This window comes from Alitiscatomonas sp., from assembly GCF_037242085.1.
Taxonomy (GTDB): domain Bacteria; phylum Bacillota; class Clostridia; order Lachnospirales; family Lachnospiraceae; genus Alitiscatomonas; species Alitiscatomonas aceti.
This window is the reverse complement of sequence record NZ_JAXXBR010000092.1, coordinates 12078-36534: the sequence shown is the minus strand read 5'-3', so window position 1 is coordinate 36534 and position 24457 is coordinate 12078. Positions and strand designations below refer to the sequence as shown.

Annotated in this window: 22 protein-coding genes; 20 read left to right on the top strand and 2 right to left on the bottom strand. The window is 50.6% G+C overall.

Annotated elements, in window-relative coordinates; all coding sequences use genetic code 11:
- Nucleotides 1-26: 26 nt before the first annotated feature.
- Nucleotides 27-1940: a sigma 54-interacting transcriptional regulator gene (locus WIH05_RS09755; protein ID WP_337425314.1), complete on the bottom strand. Its 1914-nt coding sequence runs from the start codon at nt 1938-1940 to the stop codon at nt 27-29.
- A 198-nt stretch (nt 1941-2138) separates the two neighbouring features.
- On the opposite strand from WIH05_RS09755, the gene alr reads away from it, so the two are divergent.
- The 5 genes from alr (at nt 2139) to gap (ending at nt 8080) form a co-directional block, all read left to right on the top strand.
- Nucleotides 2139-3344: an alanine racemase gene (alr, locus tag WIH05_RS09750; RefSeq protein WP_022272371.1), complete on the top strand. Its 1206-nt coding sequence runs from the start codon at nt 2139-2141 to the stop codon at nt 3342-3344.
- A 23-nt stretch (nt 3345-3367) separates the two neighbouring features.
- Nucleotides 3368-4594 (top strand): dicarboxylate/amino acid:cation symporter, encoded by a 1227-nt coding sequence (locus WIH05_RS09745; RefSeq protein ID WP_337425313.1) that lies wholly within the window; start codon nt 3368-3370, stop codon nt 4592-4594.
- A 35-nt stretch (nt 4595-4629) separates the two neighbouring features.
- Complete coding sequence (locus WIH05_RS09740) at nt 4630-5673, top strand: GntG family PLP-dependent aldolase (protein ID WP_022272373.1); 1044 nt, start codon at nt 4630-4632, stop codon at nt 5671-5673.
- Between the two features lie 467 nt (nt 5674-6140).
- Entirely contained in the window at nt 6141-6830 is a 690-nt protein-coding gene (locus WIH05_RS09735) for an MBL fold metallo-hydrolase (RefSeq protein WP_022272374.1), read from the top strand.
- Nucleotides 6831-7060: 230 nt separating this feature from the next.
- Nucleotides 7061-8080: a type I glyceraldehyde-3-phosphate dehydrogenase gene (gene gap / locus WIH05_RS09730; RefSeq protein ID WP_022272375.1), complete on the top strand. Its 1020-nt coding sequence runs from the start codon at nt 7061-7063 to the stop codon at nt 8078-8080.
- A gap of 222 nt (nt 8081-8302) precedes the next feature.
- On the opposite strand, the gene WIH05_RS09725 is transcribed toward gap, so the two are convergent.
- The gene (locus WIH05_RS09725) at nt 8303-9025 is read right to left on the bottom strand and encodes a CAP domain-containing protein (protein WP_022272376.1); all 723 of its coding nucleotides are present in this window, start codon (nt 9023-9025) and stop codon (nt 8303-8305) included.
- 199 nt (nt 9026-9224) lie between these two features.
- On the opposite strand from WIH05_RS09725, the gene WIH05_RS09720 reads away from it, so the two are divergent.
- The 15 genes from WIH05_RS09720 to WIH05_RS09650 all read left to right on the top strand — a co-directional run bounded on the left by WIH05_RS09720 (nt 9225) and on the right by WIH05_RS09650 (nt 24455).
- Nucleotides 9225-9374 (top strand): hypothetical protein, encoded by a 150-nt coding sequence (locus WIH05_RS09720; RefSeq protein ID WP_215652882.1) that lies wholly within the window; start codon nt 9225-9227, stop codon nt 9372-9374.
- A gap of 71 nt (nt 9375-9445) precedes the next feature.
- On the top strand, nt 9446-9631 hold the full coding sequence (locus WIH05_RS09715) for a spore coat associated protein CotJA (RefSeq protein WP_022272378.1): 186 nt from the start codon (nt 9446-9448) through the stop codon (nt 9629-9631).
- Complete coding sequence (locus WIH05_RS09710) at nt 9624-9929, top strand: spore coat protein CotJB (RefSeq protein WP_022272379.1); 306 nt, start codon at nt 9624-9626, stop codon at nt 9927-9929. The genes WIH05_RS09715 and WIH05_RS09710 overlap by 8 nt, the downstream gene beginning before the upstream one ends.
- Complete coding sequence (locus WIH05_RS09705; RefSeq protein ID WP_022272380.1) at nt 9929-10540, top strand: manganese catalase family protein; 612 nt, start codon at nt 9929-9931, stop codon at nt 10538-10540. The genes WIH05_RS09710 and WIH05_RS09705 overlap by 1 nt, the downstream gene beginning before the upstream one ends.
- A 197-nt stretch (nt 10541-10737) precedes the next feature.
- Nucleotides 10738-11811 carry a carbamoyl phosphate synthase small subunit gene (locus tag WIH05_RS09700; protein ID WP_022272381.1) on the top strand — a complete coding sequence of 358 codons (1074 nt, stop codon included), beginning with the start codon at nt 10738-10740 and terminating at the stop codon, nt 11809-11811.
- Nucleotides 11811-15011, top strand: coding sequence for a carbamoyl-phosphate synthase large subunit (gene carB / locus WIH05_RS09695; RefSeq protein WP_022272382.1), 3201 nt, complete (start codon nt 11811-11813; stop codon nt 15009-15011). The genes WIH05_RS09700 and carB overlap by 1 nt, the downstream gene beginning before the upstream one ends.
- A gap of 209 nt (nt 15012-15220) precedes the next feature.
- Complete coding sequence (locus tag WIH05_RS09690; protein WP_022272383.1) at nt 15221-16174, top strand: transporter substrate-binding domain-containing protein; 954 nt, start codon at nt 15221-15223, stop codon at nt 16172-16174.
- A 24-nt stretch (nt 16175-16198) separates the two neighbouring features.
- Nucleotides 16199-16888, top strand: coding sequence for an amino acid ABC transporter permease (locus WIH05_RS09685; protein WP_022272384.1), 690 nt, complete (start codon nt 16199-16201; stop codon nt 16886-16888).
- A gap of 7 nt (nt 16889-16895) precedes the next feature.
- A complete protein-coding gene (locus WIH05_RS09680) occupies nt 16896-17621 on the top strand; it encodes an amino acid ABC transporter ATP-binding protein (protein ID WP_158358430.1) in 726 nt (241 codons plus the stop codon).
- 24 nt (nt 17622-17645) lie between these two features.
- Nucleotides 17646-19109: a M20 family metallopeptidase gene (locus WIH05_RS09675; RefSeq protein WP_022272386.1), complete on the top strand. Its 1464-nt coding sequence runs from the start codon at nt 17646-17648 to the stop codon at nt 19107-19109.
- 188 nt (nt 19110-19297) lie between these two features.
- Nucleotides 19298-20482: a galactose ABC transporter substrate-binding protein gene (locus WIH05_RS09670; protein WP_022272387.1), complete on the top strand. Its 1185-nt coding sequence runs from the start codon at nt 19298-19300 to the stop codon at nt 20480-20482.
- Between the two features lie 213 nt (nt 20483-20695).
- Nucleotides 20696-22228 (top strand): ATP-binding cassette domain-containing protein, encoded by a 1533-nt coding sequence (locus WIH05_RS09665; protein WP_215652879.1) that lies wholly within the window; start codon nt 20696-20698, stop codon nt 22226-22228.
- 18 nt (nt 22229-22246) lie between these two features.
- On the top strand, nt 22247-23308 hold the full coding sequence (locus tag WIH05_RS09660) for a hypothetical protein (RefSeq protein ID WP_022272389.1): 1062 nt from the start codon (nt 22247-22249) through the stop codon (nt 23306-23308).
- 3 nt (nt 23309-23311) lie between these two features.
- Nucleotides 23312-23698, top strand: coding sequence for an InlB B-repeat-containing protein (locus tag WIH05_RS09655; protein WP_022272390.1), 387 nt, complete (start codon nt 23312-23314; stop codon nt 23696-23698).
- An 85-nt stretch (nt 23699-23783) separates the two neighbouring features.
- Nucleotides 23784-24455, top strand: coding sequence for a YoaK family protein (locus tag WIH05_RS09650; RefSeq protein WP_337425312.1), 672 nt, complete (start codon nt 23784-23786; stop codon nt 24453-24455).
- The last annotated feature ends 2 nt before the right edge of the window (nt 24456-24457 follow it).

The window sequence follows — 24457 nt, the reverse complement described above, 5'->3', positions numbered from 1 at the left end:
GACATGATGTGCGGGTGGAGGCAAAATCATGTGGAAATTTTTTTCCATAATGTAGTCCTGGAAATACCCAACTCATTGGCGGTCTGGCTTCTGTTCCCATTGTTTTTTTCAAGAAAGATACGTATTACTTCTTTTTCCATTTCGTCTAAAGTTCCTGGAGCAATACAGATTGTTTCTGATTCCGGCGGGCATTCTGCAGGGGGGAAGGATGTAGTTTCCATACAATCGCGGATGGATATATTTTGACATTTGCTTAGGATAACATAACGGTGAATCACATTTTCTAATTCACGGACATTTCCGGTCCAGGAGGCCTGCAGAAGAAGCGCTTGATCCTCTTTAGTGAGAGGTGGTATTTCTATATGGTACCGCCGGGAATATTTGGATAGAAACATAGAAGCCAGAGGAAGAATATCTTCTTTCCTTTCTGTCAGACGCGGAAGGGAGAGATTAAGGACATTTAATCGGTAATACAAGTCAGAACGGAATTTTCCGTCTTTAATTAAATGATCCATGTTCATGTTTGTGGCAGAGATTAGACGTACATCTACGGCCAGAATCTTCTGAGATCCAATTCTTCTGACTTCTTTCTCCTGGATTGCGCGTAACAGAGTTCCCTGAATATGAAAGGGTAGGGAGTTAATTTCATCCAAAAACAGGGTTCCTTTATGTGCCTGTTCAAAAAGCCCTGGATGGCCGCCCCGTCTGGAGCCAGAGAAGGAACCCTCCTCATATCCGAATAATTCGCTTTCAATCAGGGATTCTGGAATTGCAGCACAATTTACTGCCACAAAGGGATTGTTTTTCCTAATACTGGCGTTGTGAATGCTCTGGGCGAATAGCTCCTTTCCTGTTCCATTATCACCACTGATTAGGATACTTGCATCGGTTGCGGCGTATAATGACGCTTTTTGGCACAGAGATTTTATGAGGACACTGTTTCCCTTAATATCCGAAAAAGTGAATGCAGCAGCCAACCCTTTTTTTCTCAAAGCGGCCCGGACCTGCTGTTCTTGTCTTTGGATATCGGCAATGTTTTGGAATACAGCTGTAATCTGGCATTGTTCTTCGGAAACGAGCCGCCTCTTTTTTATGAGATAGCTGCATCCGCACACAGAGCATATTTTTTCGGATTCCATTTCATCCGTGAAAAAATGGAAAAGCTCTTTGGAAAAATATTCCGGTGTTAAATCTTCAAGAAGATGGTTTAGGATATCCTTTTCTCCAGCAGCAAGAATATGCAGCATTTCATGATTGGCCATAGATATACGGTTGTTTTCTATTACGAGTATCCCTTCGCAGACCAGGGTGGTGGCATTCCAGAAGGTTTCAGAAAGATGACGTTCTTTTTTTCGGGCATTTATGATAGTTAGTGCCTGGAGAAGGGCGTGCTCCAGAGAACGTGCACTGCTTTCAGCAAAGCAGACAGGGATACCCAGCTGTCTCCCGGTTCTGATTGCCAGAGTCCCGCCGCCGACCATTGCATCCATTCCATCCTGTTTCCCCTCAGCAACACGGCTGCGGATATCATCTGCAGATTGAAAAGTATAAAAACGCAGTTCATCCAGGTTTAAGATTCTCTTCAGAACATCAAGCTTATAATTCCGGATTGACCTCATAAACATAAGAACGCCAATTTTTTTTCCATATGATTTGGCTGTTTCCAGTGCCTGGAGCATATCAATATCGTCGGGTTCGGCCCGAAAGTTAATGATATCAGGAAAGCTGTTTTCAACAATGTCAGCGAGCGCTCCCCGGCTGATAATGACTTCGGGCCTCCCATAAGCGATAAAATCTTCCTGGAGTCTTGAAACCATACGGGGACTGGCCTTTTCCCATTGGAAAATCCTGGGTTCAATGTCTAGATGGGAGCAGCATTGGAGAATTGTGGGATAAAATTTATCGTAGCCGGTTATGATCATTAAATTTGAAAGTATCATTAAGACTCCTCCTTTTTAGATGATACTATTATACTTTAGTATTGTTCTAAAATACAACATAAATGTTTATATAATAAACATTTATGGACGTCGAAACTGCTGAAATCCTTGAAATAAGGTGGTTATATAGATGGTACGAAAATTGCTATATTATAAAGCAGATATTTAAGGAATGCATAAAAAGGAGGAATAACTAAGGTGAAAGAAGTATTAAAGGAAAAACTTCGGAGAAGTCTGTGGTTGGAAATTGATCTGGATCAGTTAGAATCAAACTACCTGGCTTTAAAGGAAATGGTTGGAAGTGTAAAGGTAATGCCGGCAGTAAAAGCAAATGGATATGGCCACGGAATTGTTCAGTGCAGTCAGGTTCTGGCAGAATGTGGGGCTGATTACCTGGGAGTGGGAAGCGCGGATGAAGCAATTCTTTTACGGGAAAACGGGGTGAGGACGCCAATTCTTGTTTTTGAGAGCAGCTTTATCCCGGATATGGCGGGGGTGTTTAAAGAATATGATCTTATGCCCACCGTTTTTAATATGGAGCAGGCGCAGGCTCTTTCAGCTGTCACGGATAAAGAGATGAAGATATTTGTTAAAATTGATACAGGCCGTGGCCGTCTGGGAATAAATGCTGAAGAGTTCCCGGATTTTTATAAAAAATTGAAGGAGCTTCAGAATTTGAAAGTGGAAGGAGTATATAGCCATATGTGTGGAGCTGAATGGCCGGATGAAAACTGTCCATCACGTTCAGAATACCCTTTATGGCAGTATAGGCGGTTTTGTAAAGCAATGGAGGGGATTGGAGAGGAACGGAAGAATATACCATTCAGGCAGCTGGCTAACACGCCTGCCTGTATTGCATATCCGGAGATCCGAATGACAGGGATCTGTCCAGGAAGAGCCATATGGGGATATTCTCCTTTGGAACGCAGGGAAGGGCATCCTGACCTGGCAATGCCAATGAAAGCTTTAAAAAGCCGTCTTTTAGATATTCATGAAGTGACAGGCGGAAAATTTGGTCCTGGGTTTTCAGCGGTGAAGCTGGATCATCCCAGACGGATCGGCGTTATTGCCGGAGGTGTTGGGGATGGAATAAGTCCGAAACACGCAGCTTCTGGTCATGTTCTTATTCGAGGGAAAAAGATTCCCATTGCGAGTGCTATCTGTTTAGAACATATGATCGTGGATTTGACTGAGTGTCCAGAGGCAAAAATGGGAGATGAGGTGGTACTTTTTGGAAGCCAGGGAAATGAAAATATTCCTATTTCTGCATTACTAAAAGCCTGGGACAAAACCCTTGTAGAATTTTGGACATCCTTTTCAACACATATTTCCAGAGTGTATTTAAGGAGGGGGGAGGTATACAGCATAACGTCTGGAGATATTCCGAAAAGGATTGATCTGTAATGTATAAAGGAGGAAAGAAAGGTATGAGTTATTATAAGAAAATGAATTTAGCGACAAAAACAATGCTGGCGATGGTTCTGGGAGCAATCGCAGGATTTATTATCGGGGAAAATGCTGTAAAGATCCAATTTATTGGAACTGTATGGCTGAATATGATTAAAATGTTCCTGGTTCCTACGGTTGTATGTATGCTGGTGCGAGGGATTTCCAGCATGGACACTCCAAAAACCCTGGGACGTATTGGTGCGAAAGTTATAGCCTTTTATCTTGTTACAACTGTATTTGCAGCGATCATTGGAATTGTTATTGGTGATGTATTTAAACCTGGTATTGGATTTGAATTTCAGCAGAGCAGTGATACTGTAACAGAGGTTGCCTCGCTGCCGACAATCCAGGATTTTGTTTTATCACTATTTTCTGAAAATATTTTTAACAGCTACTCTTCTGCAGATATGCTGAAAGTTTTAGTAAGCTCTATTATTATTGGAGTGGGAATTGTTTTTATGCCGGAAGAACACAGGATACCTGTGCGGAACTGGTTTTCATCCATGTCAGAGCTGATAATGTCCATTATTGGAATATCCATGAAATTTGCACCGATTGGTGTATTCTGCTTGATGGCAGCTGCCATGGGAACATACGGGATCAATTTTATTGGAAGTATGTCTAAGCTGCTGATCGTATTCTATTTAGGATGTGTGGTCCATTTCGTGGCTGTATATATGCTGTTTTTATGGGCAATGACAGGAATCACGCCGTGGGAGTTTTTTAAAAAGGGCTTTGAGACATTTTCTATGGCTATCAGTACCTGTTCCAGTGCTGCAACTGTTCCTGTAAATCTGAAAGTGGCCCAGGAAAATTTTGGAGTTTCAGAAGCGATTGCTGGCTTTAGCATTCCTCTTGGGTCCAGTATGAACCAGGATGGAGGAGCGATATTAGGCGGTGTGGTTATGCTTTTTTGTGCACAGGCCATTGGCCTGGAGTTGACGTTCGGACAGATTTTTAATATCGTGATACTGAATACCCTGGTAACATCTGGCAGCAGCGGCGTGCCTGGCGGAGGGATCATGCGTCTTATGGTAGTTGCGTCTGCCGTGGGACTGCCATTGGAAATAATTGCCTTAATAGGAGGCTTCTACCGGTTATTTGACATGGGAACCACCAGTATGAGTGTTATGGGAGATCTGTCTGCTACTGTGGTGATCGACCGCTGGGAGAAAAAACGTCAGGCAAAAGAGGGCGCTGAATAATGAGGAACATAGATTTTTGAAAGGATGTGAAAAGAATGATCGATCTGAGAAGCGATACACTGACAAAACCAGATGATGAAATGTTGAAAACGATCATGACAGCAGCTTTGGGAGACTCGGGGCGTCTAGATGAAAACTCCCGAGGCGGTGATCCAACAGTCAATGAATTAGAGGATTATGCAGCTGAACTTCTTGGAAAGGAGGCAGCAGCATTCCTTTGCTCTGGAACTATGGGGAATTCAGCGGCACTTCTGACCTGGCTAAAGCCAGGGGACAGAGCCTTGATCGACAGAGAAAACCATACATACAGGACAGAGCAGTTTGTGTTTGAAAGAAGATTTGGGCAGGTGGTTCCTGTTTTTTATGAGACAGATCATAATGGGCTTCCGCTGCTGGAATCTGTGAAGAGCAAACTAGAGACAGAAAATGTAAAGCTTTTACAGTTGGAGAATACCCATAATGCCCATGGAGGACTATGTATTCCCATAGAGCTTCACAGGAAACTTTATGAAGCAGCCTGTGAACATAAGGTGAAAGTCCATCTGGATGGTGCAAGGCTTTTTAATGCAGCAGTGGCTTTAAACATTCCAGTATCTGAAATTGCACGATATACAGATTCGGTAATGTTTTGTGTTTCTAAAGGGATTGGAGCGCCGTTTGGATCCCTGGTATGCGGGGAAAAACCGTTTATTGATGAGCTGAGGAATACCCAGAAGCGTCTGGGCGGCGGGATGCGGCAGGCTGGGATCATGGCGGCGCAGGCACTGTATGCAATGAAAAATCTTACGGAGAGACTGAAAGAGGATCATATGCATGCCAGAAAAACGGCTGATGGACTCAAAGGCTTAAGGTATGTGCACCCACAAGAAACAATAGAGACAAATATTGTTATGCTGAAAGTTATGGGAATGGATGCCGGTGAGTATTGCCAGCGGCTGAAGGAAAGTGGTGTATTTGCAGGTGAGGTAACAGATAACCGCATCCGTCTGGTGTTTTACAGAGGGATAACGGACAAGGATGTGGAGGACACAGTATCCATCATCCGTGCGTTAGATGAAAGCCTGTGTGAAATAAAATAATTAACATGGATCCATCATCCGGGGCCTGGATTTTTCCCATTAGCAGAGAAAAATCCAGGCTCTTTCTTATGCTGCTCCAGGGGGAAGCGCTTTGAAGGGAATGGCGGCTATATAAGCCCCTCTGGATCATACGGCCCAGTCCCGCTTTTCCAGCTCCGCTTATGGCAGGATATACCGCTTTTCCTGGTATCTCTGCCCGTTACAGTTATTATACACAGCAATGGACCATAGGCCGATCCTTATGAAAAACCGCCCGGGGGATTTCAGTCGGTCTATTGAGTTTATATATCATGTCTGATAAAATCATCCCATCAGACAGAGGATCACCGGAGGGGTTATGAAAGATTTATACCAGATCGCATATGATACGGTCAGACCAGTAAAATTGAAAAAACGGAGGGGCCGGCCATTGACCACGACAGGGAAATGACATTGAAGGAATTATTGCCGGAAAGGTGGGACAGGAAATGGGATTAAACAGATTAACGGATCGGATCTATTATCTGGAGCATGAACCGGAGACAGACAGGCCGATGTTAGCTTATATCAGGGGAGATAAATGGTCTCTGGCCATTGATGCGGGATATTCGTCTTCTCATGTGGCAGATTTTTACAGGGCTATCGAAGCAGAGCATTTAAAAAAACCAGATTTTACTGTGATCACCCATTGGCATTACGACCATACCTTCGGGATGCATGCGGTCAGCGGGGTCAGCATTGCCCATGAAAAGACCAATGAGTTTCTGAAAAAACAGCAGGAAGAGGCGGAGGACTCCGGTTATATCGAAGCGCTGAAAAGAGAGGACATCCATTTCAAAAGAGAATATGCAGATCTGGACAGGCTGGATATTGTATTGTCAGACCTGGAATTTTCGGACAGAATGACCGTGGATCTGGGAGGCATGACCGCCCGGATCTTTCATACAGAAGCGCCCCATTCAGAAGACACGGTCTGTATTTATATACCAGAAGAAAAGGTATTATTTTTAGGTGATTCCACCAGCGAAGACTTTTTTAACGATGGATATATGGATCGGGACAAGCTGGCTTCATTGATCCGGACCATCCGTTCCATGGACTGTAAATACTGCATACTCAGCCATTGTGAACCGCTGGGGAAGGAGGACCTGCTGTGCTACCTGGAAAGCATCCTGTGATAGCGGCGGATCACAGCTGGAGCTTTTTCCTCCTGGGCCGGAAATAAAAGGACGTTTTATTGTAAAAAAAATGCCAATCCCGTTAAATGTTTAATTACCTCCGAATCACTGGCTTTTTCTGAACACTTATGTTACACTGGCCTTGGGTTACAGCAATTCACGGTTATTTACTGCAAAAGTCATTGCCATCCAATGAAAAAGGTATGTTTTTTATAGGAGGTACATTTGCAATGGCAATTCAAATTGGCATCAACGGATTTGGACGTATAGGAAGAGTCGCATTCCGCATCGCCATCGACAAACCGGAAGAGTTTCATTTATGCGGGATCAATGTCCGCAACGCAAATTTAGAGTATATGGTATATATGATCCGATATGATTCCATATTCGGCCGCTTTCAGGGAACCCTGGATACGTATGAAAACGGGATCGTCGTAAACGGACAGAAGATCCCGGTATACTCTGAGAGCGACGCCTCGCTGATCCCATGGGGAGAGTGCGGAGCCGAGTACATCATCGACGCCACCGGCGCTTTCTGCACCACAGAAAAGGCCATGGCGCACATCCGGGCAGGCGCAAAGAAAGTGATCGTAACGGCGCCGGCCAAGGACGATGTGACTCCCACCTTTGTTATGGGCATCAACCATGAAACATACAGACCGGATATGATGGTGGTCTCCAATGCATCCTGTACCACAAACTGTCTTGCCCCCATCTGTAAAGTGCTTGAAGATCATTACGGTATTGAATATGGACTCATGTCCACGATTCATTCTGCAACAGCAAAGCAGAAGGTGGTGGACTGCAGATCCTTAAAGGACTGGAGAACGGGCCGCTCGGTGTTTGGAAACCTTATCCCATCCACCACAGGAGCAGCAAAGGCGATCTCTCTGGTGATCCCTTCTTTAAAGGATAAGATGAACGGGATTTCCTACCGTGTTCCGACTTCCGACGTTTCCATCGTGGACTTGAACGTGGCGTTAAAATCGCCGACATCCTATGAGGATATCTGCCGGAAGATGAAGGAAGCCAGTGAAAATGAGCTTTCCGGGATCCTGGACTATATCGAAGACGAGGTGGTATCTTCGGACTTTATCGGCGATTCCCACGCCTCCTGCTTCGATGCAAGGGAAGGCATTCAGGTAAACTCCCACTTTTTTAAGCTGATCGCATTCTATGACAATGAATGGGGTTACACCAGCCAGATTTTCCGCCTGATCAGATATATGAACCGCGTGGACCTGGCATGATCCTGCCGAAGATCAGCTGATACAAAAGGCAATGACCGGAAAATGCAGAAATAGCAGCCGTACCCAGACCATATCTCTGTAAGGGACATATACATTCGTCATTACGATTATGAACCATACGATTAAAAAAGAAGCCGAGATGCTGCGGCTTCTTTTTTATGGAATACTCCTGGTACAGGTTCATGATGCCGGGCGTTCCATATGACCCGGACGGTCCTCCGGTCAGTTTAGGAAAAGCTGGACCCAGTGATCCACGCCGCGGCTGTCCTTCACATGGCCGATGCCGATCCGCGAGTATCCGGGATTTAAGATATTGGCCCTGTGGCCGGCGCTGTTCATCCAGACGTCCATGACCTGCTCTGCCGATCTCTGGCCATAAGCGATGTTTTCCCCGGAGGCGCGGAAGGAAGCCCCGGCTTCCGAGAGGGCGGTGGAGAAGTCTCTTCCATCGGGCCGGGTATGGGAAAAGGAGATCTGGATCTCCCGGGCGCGGACTCCTGCGGCTTTTGAGGCCTCCGGATCCAGGGAAAGGGAACCAAGACCGGCCCGGGCTCTTTGGGCGTTTACCAGAGCGAGTACCTGGGCTGCGGGGGTCTCTGCTTCCGGCTCCTGGACGCCGCCGTCAGTTTCGGGTGAACCATTGTTTTCCGGGGCGTCCGGCAGTTCCGGAGACTGGGGAGCGTCTGGCTGTTCCGGGATCAGAGGAGTATCCGGCCATTCCGGTGCCTGGGGTATGGACGGCTTTTCCGTACATATGGGGAAACGGATCAGGCCCGAAAGTCCTGGAAGGGTTCCCACCGCCGGGGCAGGGACGGAAAAAACGGCGGCCACACGGTCCGGCGCAGCCAGGTATGGATCCTGGGCTGCCTGGGAAGAAAGTGGAGCGGCACCCGCAGCGGCCAGGACGGCTGCGGCTGTTATAGCATAAAATCCTGTTTTTTTCATATGGGTACCTCCTTGTATTACAAAAATATTACAAAAATGTTATAAAATATTACAAAACAGATCTTACCATACAATTCCTTCCATTGCACCAGGGAAGGGATGGAAGGGATGGAAGCCCGTTCCAGAAATGGAAAAAGGAGGTCCGGAATACCGGTATAAAAAAGAGCGCATATCCCATACTAAAAAACGGGGTGATCATATGCCATATATTTCTCCGAATGTCAGAGAAAAATTCAACAGCCTGTCGCCGGAGCTCCAGGATGTGATCCTAAGCCGCGGAGAGGATATCCAGTCCATCCACGACCTGATCCGCATTCTGGACAAAATTGTAAAGGAAGGCGAAGGTTAACCAGTGTGAAAATCCATTGCGGGCACATACTGAAGGGGAGGACAAAGTCAGTCCCGAAAGGAGTGTGCGCAATGGATTTTTGTACGTGTAAAAATGGAAATGTCCCGGCGGCTCCGGTCCTGGCCATGGTCCAGGCTCCAGTCCAGCCCTGGGAGACCCTGTACGATCCGGAAAAAGCCCTGCGGGAGGGCACCGTGTTCCCGTCCCTGGACCAGCCCTTTTATGCGGCGGAGAAAGGAGGCGGGCTCCATGGATAACAATATGGACCGTATGCAGCTTATGAAGGAGATCGGGGAGGCCAGCTTCATGGTCAACGATCTGACTCTGTATCTGGATACCCACCCCACAGACCAGGAGGCTCTGAAGGCGTTTTCGGAGGCATCGAAAAAGCGGAGGGAACTGATGGAGATCTGCGCGGACCAGTTCGAGCCTCTGACCATGGATCTGGTATGCCCGGATACCAACAACCAGAGCAGAAGTCTCACAAAATACCCGGACCAGAAGCACTTTACCTGGTCAGACGGACCAATGCCATGGGAAGGAGGCGCTTTATAATGTGGAATTATGAGAAACGGCTGCAGTATCCGGTGAACATTAAGAATACGTGTCCCAGGACAGCGTCTCTGATTTTAAGCCAGTTTGGCGGCCCCGACGGGGAGCTGTCGGCATCCATGCGGTATCTGGCCCAGAGATATTCCATGCCCTGTAAGGAAGTGGGCGGCCTCCTGACGGACATCGGCACCGAGGAGCTGGGACATCTGGAGATCATCTGCGCCATGGTTTACCAGCTCACCAGGAACCTGACTCCCGAGCAGGCAAAAACGGCCGGCTTTGACGCCTATTATATCGACCATACCACAGGGCTCTGGCCGGCGGCAGCGGCAGGCATCCCCTTCAACGCCTGCGAGTTCCAGAGTAAGGGAGACGCCGTCACAGATATTTTTGAAGACCTGGCGGCGGAACAGAAGGCGCGGGTGGTCTATGAGAACCTGATCCGGGTCATCGATGATCCGGACGTGCTGGCCCCGCTGAAATTTTTAAGGGCCAGGGAGATCGTCCACTTCCAGAGGTTCGGAGAGGCCCTGGAAAAGGTCAAGGAGAAACTGGATCCGTCCAACTATTATTATTTTAACCCCGAGTTTGACAAAAAGATTTTAAAATCATAAGAAGAACCCTGGCCCGGAGCCCGGATCTGAGCTTCCGGGCCGGATTTCTGCTCTGAGAAGGGGATCTGAAAATTGTTCCTAAAAAAAATCCAGAAATCGACAGCAACCGCTTGCAAAAACCATATGAATATGATAGAATAGTGAAAATTTGGGCTAAAATAGAAAAGCCCGGATAACAAAAAAGAAAGGGTGGCGTCATGAAGGCATATTTAATACTGGAAGACGGAACTGTGTTTGAAGGAACAAGCATCGGCTCCTCCAGAGAAGTAATCAGTGAAATTGTGTTTAATACATCCATGACCGGTTATCTGGAAGTCCTTACCGATCCCTCCTATGCGGGACAGGCAGTGGTAATGACTTATCCTTTAATTGGCAATTACGGTATCTGCCGTGAGGACATGGAGTCCAGACAGGCATGGCCGGACGGCTATATTGTCAGAGAATTATCCAGAATTCCCAGCAATTTCAGAAGCGGGGACACCATCGATCATTTCTTAAAAGAACAGGATATTCCAGGTATCAGCGGAATCGATACAAGAGCCCTTACGAAGATCTTAAGAGAAAAAGGAACCATGAACGGTATGATCACCACCAACGGGGACTATGACCTGGAGGAAGTGAAGGAGAAGATCCGTCAGTATACGGTAAAGGGCGTTGTGTTAAAGACCTCTGTGAAGAAGCCCTATGTGCTTCCCGGAGACGGAAAAAAGGTTGCGCTGCTGGACTGCGGTGCAAAGGACAATATTGCCCGGAATTTAAATAAGAGAGGCTGCGAGGTGACGGTTTATCCGGCAGATACTCCGGCTGAAGAGATCTTAAAGACCAATCCCGACGGGATCATGTTATCCAACGGCCCCGGAGACCCGGCCGAGAACGTGGGGATCATTGAGGAAGTAAGGAAGTTATATGAGTCCAGCGTTCCGATCTTTGCCATCTGTCTGGGCCACCAGTTAATGGCCCTGGCTACCGGAGCGAAGACGTATAAGCTGAAATACGGCCACCGCGGTGGAAACCATCCGGTCAAGGATCTGGAAACAGGACGGGTATACATAACCTCCCAGAACCATGGCTATGCGGTCGATGAGGAAAGCCTGGATCCCAGCGTGGCTGTCCCGGCATTCGTGAACGTGAACGATAAGACCAACGAAGGCTTAAAGTATGTGGGAAAGAATATTTTCACCGTGCAGTATCATCCGGAGGCCTGTCCCGGTCCTCTGGATTCCGGATACCTGTTTGACCGCTTTATGCGTATGATGGAGGAGGGAAGATAATGCCAAAGAACCCAGATATTAAAAAAGTACTAGTGATCGGCTCCGGCCCCATTATCATCGGCCAGGCCGCAGAGTTCGACTATGCAGGAACCCAGGCCTGCCGCTCCTTAAAGGAGGAGGGCGTGGAGGTCGTGCTCTTAAACTCCAACCCGGCCACGATCATGACCGATAAGGACATTGCCGATAAGGTATACATTGAGCCGCTGACCACAGAGGTGGTGGAGCAGCTGATCATGAAGGAAAAGCCCGACAGCGTTCTCCCGACCCTGGGCGGCCAGGCCGGCTTAAACCTGGCCATGGAGCTGGAAGAGGCCGGTATCCTTGCAAAAAATAACGTGCGTCTCATCGGAACCACGCCTCTGACCATCAAAAAGGCCGAGGACCGTGAAATGTTCAAGGAGACCATGGAAAAGATCAATGAGCCGGTGGCTCCGTCCGAGATCGTGGAAAGCTTGGAGGACGGTCTGGCCGTGGCAGAAAAGATCGGCTATCCGGTGGTACTCCGTCCGGCCTATACCCTGGGCGGCTCCGGCGGCGGTATTGCAGAAAATCCGGAGCAGTGCGCTGAGATCCTGGAAAACGGCCTGCGCCTTTCCCGTGTGGGACAGGTCCTGGTGGAGCGGTGTATTGCCGGCTGGAAGGAGATCGAGTACGAGGTAATGCGCGACGGTGCCGGAAACGTGATCACCGTCTGCAACATGGAAAACATCGATCCGGTGGGCGTTCATACCGGTGACTCCATCGTTGTGGCTCCGTCCCAGACCTTAGGAGACAAGGAGTACCAGATGCTCCGTACCTCCGCTTTAAAGATCATTACTGAGCTGGGGATCACCGGCGGCTGCAACGTGCAGTACGCGTTGAATCCCAACAGCTTTGAATACTGTGTGATCGAGGTAAACCCCAGAGTAAGCCGTTCTTCTGCACTGGCCTCCAAGGCCACCGGCTACCCCATTGCAAAGGTTGCCGCCAAGATCGCTCTGGGCTATACCTTAGACGAGATCAAAAACGCCGTAACGAAAAAAACCTACGCCAGCTTTGAGCCCATGCTGGACTATGTAGTCGTGAAGATGCCGCGTCTTCCCTTTGATAAATTCATCAACGCCAGCCACAGTCTGGGAACCCAGATGAAGGCCACCGGCGAGGTCATGAGTATCTGCACCAGCTTTGAGGGCGGCCTTATGAAGGCCATCCGTTCCCTGGAGCAGCACGTGGACTGCCTCCTTTCTTATGACTATTCCGGACTTACGTCGGCGGAGCTTAAGGAGGAGCTGAACCGTGTGGATGACCGCCGGATCTGGGTCATCGCTGAAGCCCTGCGCCGCGGCTTCTCCTATGATATGATCCATGAGATCACAAAGATCGATATCTGGTTCATCGACAAGCTGGCGATCCTGGTGGAGATGGAAGCTGCCCTTAAGGCCGCCGGAAAAGATCTGACTTCGGAGCTCTTAAAGGAAGCAAAACGCATCGAATTCCCGGATAACGTGATCGCAAGGCTCACAGGTCTTTCCCAGGATGAGGTAAAGGCCATGCGCTATGAGAACAACATCCGCGCCGCCTTCAAGATGGTGGATACCTGCGCCGCTGAGTTTGCGGCTGAGACGCCGTATTACTACTCCTGCTTCGGCAGTGAGAATGAGGCGGACGGAACCACCAGCAGGAAGAAGGTGCTGGTCCTGGGCTCCGGCCCCATCCGGATCGGCCAGGGCATCGAGTTTGACTTCTGTTCCGTACACAGCACCTGGGCCTTTGAGAAAGAGGGCTATGAGACCGTCATCATCAACAACAACCCGGAGACCGTCAGCACGGACTTTGATATTGCCGACAAGCTGTACTTTGAGCCTCTGACTCCCGAGGATGTGGAGAGCATCGTGGATATCGAGAAGCCCGACGGAGCCGTTGTCCAGTTCGGCGGCCAGACAGCCATCAAGCTAACCGAGGCTCTGATGAAAATGGGAGTTCCGATCTTAGGAACCGCAGCCGAGGACGTGGACGCGGCCGAGGACAGAGAGCGGTTTGACGAGATCCTGGAGCAGTGCGGCATCCCCAGACCCAAGGGACAGACTGTATTTACAGCAGAGGAGGCCAAAAAGGCAGCCAACGAGCTGGGTTATCCGGTACTGGTGCGCCCCTCCTACGTTCTTGGCGGCCAGGGCATGCAGATCGCCATCTGCGACGAGGATATCGACGAGTTCATCGGCATCATCAACCAGATCGCCCAGGAGCATCCGATCCTGGTGGATAAATATATCATGGGCAAGGAGATCGAGGTGGACGCCATCTGCGACGGCACCGATATCCTGATCCCGGGTATCATGGAGCATATCGAGCGTACCGGTATCCATTCCGGCGACAGTATCTCCGTTTACCCGGCCCAGAGCATCACTGAGGGCAACAAGAAGACCCTGGTGGAGTATACAGAAAAGCTGGCAAGGGCCCTTCATGTAAAGGGAATGATCAACATCCAGTTTATTGTGGACGGAGAGGATGTTTACATCATCGAGGTAAATCCCCGTTCCTCCAGAACGGTTCCCTATATCAGCAAGGTAACGGGGATCCCCATCGTTCCCCTGGCGACCCAGATCATCTGCGGCCACACCATCAGGGAACTGGGCTATACTCCCGGACTCCAGAAAGAGGCCGATTACTTTGCGATCAAGATGCCCGTATTCTCCTTTGAAAAGATCCGCGGCGCAGACATCAGCCTGGGGCCGGAGATGAAATCCACCGGAGAGTGCCTGGGTATCGCTAAGACCTTCAACGAGGCCCTTTATAAAGCGTTCCAGGGCGCAGGTATCAAGCTGCCCAAGTATAAGAACATGATCATCACTGTCCGCGATTCCGATAAGGAGGAGATGGTGGACATTGCCGCCCGCTTCAAGGCCCAGGGCTACCGGATCTTCTGTACCAACGGAACCGCCCGGTACCTGTACCAGAAGGGCGTAGTGACCATCCCTGTGCGCAAGATCGAGCAGGAGTCTCCCAATATCCTGGATCTGATCCTGGGACATGAGATCGACCTGGTCATCGACATCCCGGCCCAGGGAGCCGAGCGCAGCCACGACGGCTTCATCATCCGCAGAAACGCCATCGAGACCGGCGTAACGGTCCTTACAGCCATCGATACGGCCAGAGCCCTGGTGACCAGTATGGAGAACCGCGCCCAGGAGCTTACGCTCATCAATATCGCAGACATCTAAATCCATAAATGATTATCCATTATGCATACCGCCTTCGGGTGGTATGCATAAAAATTTATACAGAATGGATAAAATGCATATTTTTTCAAAAAACCTCTTTACAAAAGCATATTTATGCATTATAATGCGTAACATAAACAAAGGCCACCAATAAATGGCCGTTGGAAACTGCATATATGAAGCATAAAATAAAGAAAAGAGGAATAATTATGAAAAAGCATGTATTTGTGGCAATGGCAGCGATGATATCCATGGCATGGATGACCGGATGTTCCGGCGGAGAAAGCAAGGAGACTGTAGCAGATACGAAGGCAGAGTCCTCCGGCACAGCAGCTGCGGCAGAAGAGACTGAAAAGGCCGGAGACGGAAGTGAGGCAGAAGCCACCGGGGCCGCCGTGGATGTGGATCCCGAAAGCCGTCTGGGAAAGATCCTGGCTTCTGGAAAGATCACCATGGGGACCGCGCCGGATTTCGCTCCCATGGAGTTTAAAAACGTTGGCGCGAAGGGCGTCGAGTACGTGGGCTCCGATATTGAGCTGGGCAAATATATCGCTGAAAAGCTGGGAGTGGAGCTGGAGATCAAGGCTATGGAGTTTTCCGCGATCCAGCAGGGGCTTGCCTCCGGCACCATCGATATGGGAATCTCCGGATTTGCCTATACTGAGGAGCGTGCCGAGACCCTGGGACTTTCGGACCGTTACAACATCCAGTCTGAGGATAAGGGCCATACCCTTCTGGTGCTGAAGGAGGATGCGGCTTCCTATAAAACAGCGGAGGATTTTTCCGGAAAGAAGGTCGTAGCCCAGAATGCCTCCCTGCAGCAGTCCCTGGTGACAGAACAGCTTCCGTCGGATATCCAGTTCCAGCCAGTTACAGCTATCACCGACGGCGTTCTGATGCTGACCACAGGGAAGGCCGACGCTCTGGCGGTCTCCTACGATAACGGAGAGATGCTGATGAAGTCCTACCCGGAGATCGCCATGACGGAGTTTAAATTTGATCATTCCGACGAGGGCAATGTCATCGCCGTTAAAAAGGGCGAGGATGAGCTTCTGGAGGCCTTAAACGGGATCATCGCAGAGGTCAATGAATCGGGCCTTTACAGCCAGTGGACCGAGGAAGCCCGGGCTCTGGCAGAAAGCCTTGGCATAGAGATGAAATAGGCCGGAAAGAAAGGAGAAGATCCAATGGAATTTTTCACAGTTATGGGAAAGGTGTGGACCGAATATTCGTCCCTCTTCCTTCATGGCTTATGGATGACCTTATATATGGGAGCTCTCACGGTGCTGATCAGCACCGTGTCCGGCTCTCTGATGGCGATGATGCACCGCAGCAGCTGGGGGATCGGAAGGTTTAAGCCCCTTCACGCTGCTGCCGTAGTTTATGTGGAGGTGATCCGGGGAACGCCGATCCTCCTGCAGCTGTATTTCTTCTATTTTATGCTGCCCCAGTGGTTTCCGGCGCTGGATCTCAGCGAGTTCACCTGCGTGATGATCGCCTGCTGCGTCAACTCCACAGCCTATGTCTGTGAGATCGTCCGGGCCGGGATCCAGGCTGTGGACGCGGGACAGACCGAGGCGGCCCGGTCCTTAGGCTTAAACAGCCGTCAGGCCATGATCCATATCGTACTGCCTCAGGCAGTAAAAAATATCCTTCCCGCTCTCTGCAATGAGTTTGTGGCCATTGTCAAGGAAACATCCCTGGCATCCACCTTCTTTATCGGAGAACTGATGACTCAGTTTAAGACCATCAACGGCATTACCTTCCGTGTTCTGGAGCCGTTGACCATCGTGGGCATCATTTATTTCCTTGTGACGTTCGTTATGTCCAAGCTGATCGCATTACTGGAGAGGAGGATGAACGCAAGTGAGCGCTAGCAGTGAACTGATCCGTGTGGAGGATCTGCATAAATCGTTTGGAAGCCTTCAGGTGTTAAAGGGCGTGTCTGAAACCATCTCCAAGGGCGAGGTGGTCTCCATCATCGGCCCGTCAGGAGGAGGAAAGAGCACCTTTCTGCGGTGCCTGAACCTGTTGGAAACGCCCACCTCCGGCCGTATTTATTTTGAGGGCACCGACATCACCGACAAGAGCGTGGACATCAACCTCCATCGGCAGAAGATGGGAATGGTGTTCCAGCATTTTAATGTATTCAACAATCTGACCGTGGGGAAGAACGTGACCCTGGCTCCGGTGCTCCTGGGGAAGAAGAGCCAGAAAGAGGCCGATGAGATGGCAGCGGAGCTGCTGGCCCGGGTAGGCCTCCAGGAAAAGGCGGATCAGTATCCCAAAAAGCTCTCCGGCGGCCAGAAGCAGCGTCTTGCCATCGTCCGCGCCCTGGCCATGGAGCCGGATGTGATGCTGTTTGACGAGCCCACCTCGGCCCTGGACCCGGAGATGGTGGGAGAGGTGCTCCAGGTTATAAAGAGCCTGGTAAAGACGGGAATGACCACCGTGATCGTGACCCATGAGATGGGATTCGCCAAGGAGGTCTCTGACCGGGTATTTTTCATGGACGGCGGGATCATCGCCGAAAAGGGCAGTCCGGACCAGGTGTTCAATCATCCGTCCAACCCGCGTACAAAGGAATTTTTAAGCAAGGTATTGTATTAAGAAGAAAACAGGAGGGGCAGAACCATGACCGACGAAAAAAAGAAGGTTTTAAGCTATATTGACGAGAAAGCAGACGTGATCATCGACACATCCGATAAGATCTGGGATTTTGCGGAGCTTTCCCTGAGGGAATTTAAATCCGGGGAGCTGTACGCCCAGGTATTAAAGGAGGAGGGCTTCGAGGTGGAGCACCCCTTCTGCGGCATTGAGACGGCGTTCCGTGCGTCCTATGGCTCCGGAAAGCCGGTGATCGGGATCCTGGCCGAGTATGACGCCCTCACAGGGCTTTCCCAGGTGGCCGGACAGCAGAGCCGTGAAGAGCTGGTATCCAACGGCAACGGCCACGGCTGCGGCCACAATCTTCTGGGAGCCGGATCCATGGCGGCTGCCTTTGCCATCAAGCACTATCTGGAGGAAAAGGGAGAGGGGAGCGGAAAGGTGATCCTCTATGGCTGTCCCGGCGAAGAGGGAGCTGCCACCAAGGCCTTCATGGCCAGGGACGGCGTATTTAAGGAATGCGACGCGGCCCTCACCTGGCATCCGGGAACAGAAAACCAGGTGACCTCCGGTACCTGCAATACCTGCATCCAGACAGAGTATAAATTCACTGGCGTTGCCTCCCACGCGGCGGGAGCTCCGGAGCAGGGCCGTTCCGCTCTGGACGCTGTGGAGCTGATGAACATTGGAGTCCAGTTCCTGCGGGAGCATATGCCGGATACGGCCAGGATCCATTATTCCATCACTGATGCCGGCGGAGATTCACCCAATGTGGTGCAGCCCAGGGCACAGGTGCTCTATATGGTGCGCTCCATCTGGGCCAAGGAGGCCCTGGCTCTTCAGGAGCGTGTGGACCGGATCGCCCTGGCTGCGTCCATGATGACGGATACCACCATGGAGAAGAAGTTCATTGACGGCTGCTCCAATACAGTTCCCAATAAGGTGCTGGAGAAGCTCCTCTGGGAAAACTTCAGTCAGGTGGAGATGCCGGAATATACAGAGGAAGAGATCGCCTACGCCCAGGCCCTCTGCGATTCTGTGGAGATGAAGGACAATAAGCTCCCAGGAGATTTTACAGAGGACAGCGAGGAGCTTTACGAATTTGTAGATAAAGCCTCGGAGCATGGGACAAAAGCCATCAACGACTTCCTGATCCCGTATTTCTATTCGGAGCATCCGCGCATGGGCTCCACCGATGTGGGCGACGTGAGCTGGCTGGTTCCTACGGCACAGATCAATACCGCCACATATCCGTCCAAGGCTCCGGGCCATTCCTGGCAGAACGTGTCCTGCGGACGCACTTCCATTGCCCATAAGGCCATGCTCATGGCCGGCAAGGTCCTGGCGGCAGCCGCTGTGGATCTGATGGAAAAGCCGGAGGTCTTACAGGCGGCCAGGGATGAATACGAGGCAAAAATGAAACGCTACGGCGGCTATTTCTGCCCGGTTCCCGAAGGAGCAGTACCGGTAGTTCCGGGTGAAAAGATGTAAATAAGGAAAATTGTAGATATAAAACAAGAGATTTCTCCTCGGATTCTGTCGGATTGGGCCGATTTATACAAAAAATGGAAGGCTATATAAAAAAATATCGGTAATCCTTTACAAAACCTATGGAATGGGGTATAATACGGTATGGTTGTTTAATATATAACAAACCGAAAGAAGAGGAGGAATTCAAAATGAAAAAATTAGTAAGCGTTCTTCTTGCAGCCGGCCTTGTAGCCAGCATGACAGCATGCGGCGGCGGCGATAAGAAGGAGTCCGCAGCAGCACCGGCAGAGACAACAGCCGCAGCAGCAGAGACAACAAAAGCAGACGAAAAAGAGACAGAAAAAGTTACAGAAGCAGTTACAGAAGCCGCCAAGGATTTAGCAGACGCAGGAGAGATCTCCGTATTATACTATACATACGGCGATACATATATCTCCAGCGTGCGTTCCGCTCTGGATGCAGCTCTTGATAAGGCTGGCATCAAGTACCAGGACTACGACTCCAACAACAGCCAGACGACCCAGACCGAGCAGGTTTCCACAGCCATCGCAAAAGGAACCTCTCTTTTGGTAGTAAACCTGGTGGACAGCGGTTCTGACGACGCTGCAAAGAATATCATCGAGCTGGCAAAGGCACAGAGCATCCCGGTGATCTTCTTCAACCGTTCTGTAAGCGAGGAAGTCGTTTCCGCATACGACAAGGCTGTATTCGTAGGTACAGACTATGAGATGGCCGGCCATATGCAGGGCGAGATGATCGGCGAATACCTGGTTGAGAATTACGATACCGTAGATCTCAACGGCGACGGCCAGATCTCCTACGTAATGTTCAAGGGCCAGGAGGGCAACGCCGAGGCAATCGCACGTACCCAGTTTGGCCAGGAAGATGCGGACAAGGTCCTGGAAGCAGCCGGCAAGAAGCCGTTAGCTTTCTATGACGCAAGCAACACAAACAAATATCTGGTTGACCAGGGCGGTCTGTGGTCCGCAGCAGCAGCTACCGAGTATATGCAGACGATCCTGTCCCAGTACAGCGAAGCAAACAACAACATGGTTGAGCTTGTTATCGCCAACAACGACGAGATGGCGATCGGATCCGTTACCGCTCTCCAGAACGCCGGCTACAACAAAGAAGGCGCTACTGTGATCCCGGTATTCGGCGTAGATGCTACTGACGCTGCAAAGGACGCGATCGCAGCCGGTACAATGACAGGTACCATCAAACAGGATGCTGAAGGTATGGCCAACACCATCGCCCAGATCACAGCAAACTATCTGACAAGCGCAGAAACATTTGAGGGTGTCGATGCAGCCAACGTAGTAGGAACATGGCGTGTGAATATTCCTTACGCTATGTACACAGGCGAGGAATAAAGTCATCGATGATGCGGCCGCACTTCGGTGCGGCCGTATTTTTTACGCGCGCATCGGCCAGATGAACATGTGCGCATGCTCATGTGGCGGCTGCCGCGGGAAAGAACAGGACCAGAAAAAGGTCCTGTTCTGCGCCATACGGAGATGACGTTTCCAGTATGACGAAACGGCGTATAGCGAAATACTTGAGAATCAGGAGGCGATGATTTGAGTATGAAAGACACAACAAATGCCACTGGATCGGGAAACCAGCCTGTGTTGCTGCGCATGGAGGGGATCTGCAAATCATTCCCCGGCGTAAAGGCCCTGGATAATGTTTCCCTAACGGTCCGTGCCGGAACGGTTCATGCTCTTATGGGCGAGAACGGAGCCGGTAAGTCCACTCTTATGAAGTGCCTGTTCGGCGTTTACAACAAGGATGCAGGCCATATTTACCTGGACGGCAAGGAGGTCAGCTTTAAGACTTCCAAGGAAGCTCTGGAAAATGGAGTGGCAATGGTGCACCAGGAGTTAAACCAGGCATTAAAGCGCAATGTTATGGATAACATGTGGCTGGGCCGGTTCCCGAAGATCTCCAAATGGTGTCCTCTGACCAGTGAATCCAAAATGTACGAGGCCACGAAAAAGCTGTTCGATGAACTGGATGTGAACGTGGACCCGAAAACCGTGATGAGCACCATGCCCGTATCCCAGAGACAGATGGTGGAGATCGCCAAGGCGGTTTCCTATAATTCCAAGGTGATCGTATTTGATGAGCCTACATCCTCCCTGACTGAGGAAGAGGTAGAGCATTTGTTCCGGATCATCAATATGCTGCGTGACCGCGGCTGCGGGATCATCTACATTTCCCATAAGATGAAAGAGATCTTACGGATCTCGGATGACGTTACCATCATGCGCGACGGCCAGTGGATCGCCACAAAGCCGGCGAAGGATCTGACAATGAACGAGATCATCAAGCTGATGGTAGGCCGAGAGCTTACAAACCTGTATCCGGAGAAGGATAATGTGGTGGGAGAGCCTCTGTTGGAGGTAAAGGGACTGACCGCCGCCTACTCCAAACTCCGCGACGTATCGTTCGTTGCGAAAAAGGGAGAAGTCCTGGGCATTGCAGGCCTGGACGGCTCCGGACGGACGGAGCTTCTGGAGAATATCTTCGGGATCGCCACAAGAAAAGAAGGCGAGATTTATCTCCATGGCAAACGGGTGATGAACCGCAATGCCAGGGAATCCATAAAGAATAAATTTGCCCTGCTGACCGAGGAGAGACGTGCCACCGGTATTTTCGGGATCCGCGATATCCAGGCCAACACTACCATATCCAGCTTCAAGCGGTATAAGGTGGGTCCGTTCCTCAGCGATAAGAAAATGAGCGAAGCCACGGAATGGGGAATCAAGGCCATGCGCACCAAGACGCCCAGCCAGAGGACCCAGATCCGTTCTTTATCCGGCGGAAACCAGCAGAAGGTGATCCTGGCCCGCTGGCTTTTAACGGAGCCGGAGGTGCTCCTTCTGGACGAGCCCACCCGCGGTATCGACGTGGGCGCGAAATATGAGATTTACCAGCTGATCCTTAATCTGGCCAAGGAAGGAAAGACCGTGCTGATGGTTTCCTCCGAGATGCCGGAGCTTTTGGGCGTCTGCGACCGGATCCTTGTCATGTCCGGCGGACAGCTGGCCGGTGAGGTGGACGCAAGAACAACGACGCAGGAAGAGATCATGGCTCTCGCTGCGAAATTCGCATAAGGATAGGAGGAATGAACTGTGGCTGACAATAAAGCAACATCCAAAGCACAGGAATTTAAAGCGCTTTCCAAGAAAGACCAGCAGAGAAAGATTGGGGATCTGATCTTAAACAATGCGATGTACATCATCATCGCCATTGCGATCATTTTCATTACAGTAAAACAGCCCAAATTCATCAGTCTTTCTTCAATCGTAAATATTATTTCCCTGACGGCGGCAAAACTGCCCATCGCCCTGGGGATCGGCGGCTGTATCGTACTGACCGGTACGGATATTTCCGCAGGCCGTGTGGTAGGTCTGGCAGCGTGTATCTCCGCTTCCTTACTGACCACTGTATTTAAGGTATTCCCCAACATGACATCCGCGATGCCCATTCCAGTGGTGCTTCTGATCGTGTTGGGCGTAGGCGCTGCCGTTGGCTTCGTAAACGGCTTCAGCGTTGCGAAATTTAAACTGCATCCCTTTATCGTGACCCTGTCCACCCAGCTGATCACATACGGTATCATCCTTATGTACTTAATGAACGGTGTCAACAACGGACAGACCTTAAGCGGACTGACCGACAGCTACCGTTCCCTGATCACAGGAACCTTATTCACCATCGGCGGCGTTGCCATCCCCAGATACGTTCTGTATGCAGTGATCCTGACAGCCGTTATGTGGGTGATCTGGAACAAGACCACCTTCGGAAAGAATATGTTTGCCGTTGGCTCCAACGAGGAAGCAGCCAATGTATCCGGCGTAAACGTGGCCCGTACCATCATCCTGGTATTCATGCTTGCCGGCGTTATGTACGGCATCACCGGTTTCTTCGACGGCGCCCGTATTGCATCTGCCAACGCCAATACAGGTCTCAACTATGAGTGTGACGCCATCGCGGCCTGCGTAATCGGCGGCGTATCCTTCGTCGGCGGTATCGGACGCATCAGCGGCATCGTAGTAGGCGTTCTGCTGCTGCAGATCATCTTCGCCGGACTGAACTTCCTTTCCGTTGACCCCAACATGCTTTACATCATCAAGGGTCTGATCATCCTGGTAGCCTGCGCCATTGATATGCGTAAGTATCTGGTGCGTAAGTAAGAGATGGAAGATAAGAGAGAAAACGGAGGCTCTCCGGAACAGGACAAGGAGCCGGAGAGAGAATTCCGGGGTCTTTATAAATATGTGAAGATCTCAGAACGGTCCTTAAACTGGATCATCATTGTCCTGGGGGCAGCCCTGGTGATCTGTTTTGGGATCGGTTATGCCAACCGTGGATACATGGTGGATTTTGACGCCCGGGGCGGGACTGTGGTGGAGAGCCAGAAGCGGATGTACGGCGATCTGGTGACAGTGCCGGAGGAGCCCGTCCGGGAGGGAAGCGTATTTGAGGGCTGGTATACAGACGAAAACCTGACGATCCCCTGGGATCTGTCAAAGGATACGGTCACCGGTCCCATGACGCTTTACGCCAAATGGCGGGATAAATAAACAAGAAAGTACAGATAAGGCCTCACTGTCCTTCCTGCGCGTTTTGCACAGCGGCAGTGGGGCCTTTGGATTCAAGGAGAAGTACATGCTGACGAGTAAAAAAGTATCCGAATCCATACGCCTGGGTTCGATCCTGATGTTTTCCGGCGGGTTTCTGGACGCGTATTCCTATCTGGTGCGGGGCCAGGTATTTGCCACTGCGGAAACGGGAAATATCGCCCTTATGGGGATCAGCCTGGCCCGGGGAGATCTGGCTATGGCCGGACGGTATCTGATCCCGGTGGCCGCCTATGCGGCGGGGATCTTTCTGACGGAATGGATCCGTATGCGGGTGGGAGAAAACGGAACGGTCCACTGGAAAGAGGGGATCCTGTGGCTGGAGCTTCTGGTGATGGTCCTGGCCGGATTCATGCCCCAGAAGTGGAACTCTCTGGTGAACTGTCTGATCGGTTTTTCCTGCGCCATGCAGGTGGAGGCGTTCCGGAAGATGCACGGCATGGCCTTTGCTACGACCATGTGTACAGGAAATTTAAGAAGCGGGACCGAGCTTCTGGCTGTGGGAACTCTTGAAAATAACGGCGAGCAGAGGAAGCACGGATTATGGTATTACTGGATCGACCTGGTATTTGTGGCCGGTGCGGCCGCCAGCGCCCTGCTCTGCCAGGTGCTGGCAGAACGGGCGGTCTGGGTCTGTGCGGCGGCGCTTTTATCGGCCATCCTTTTCATCCGGTATCACCGCAGGATGGCTGAGGTGTGACC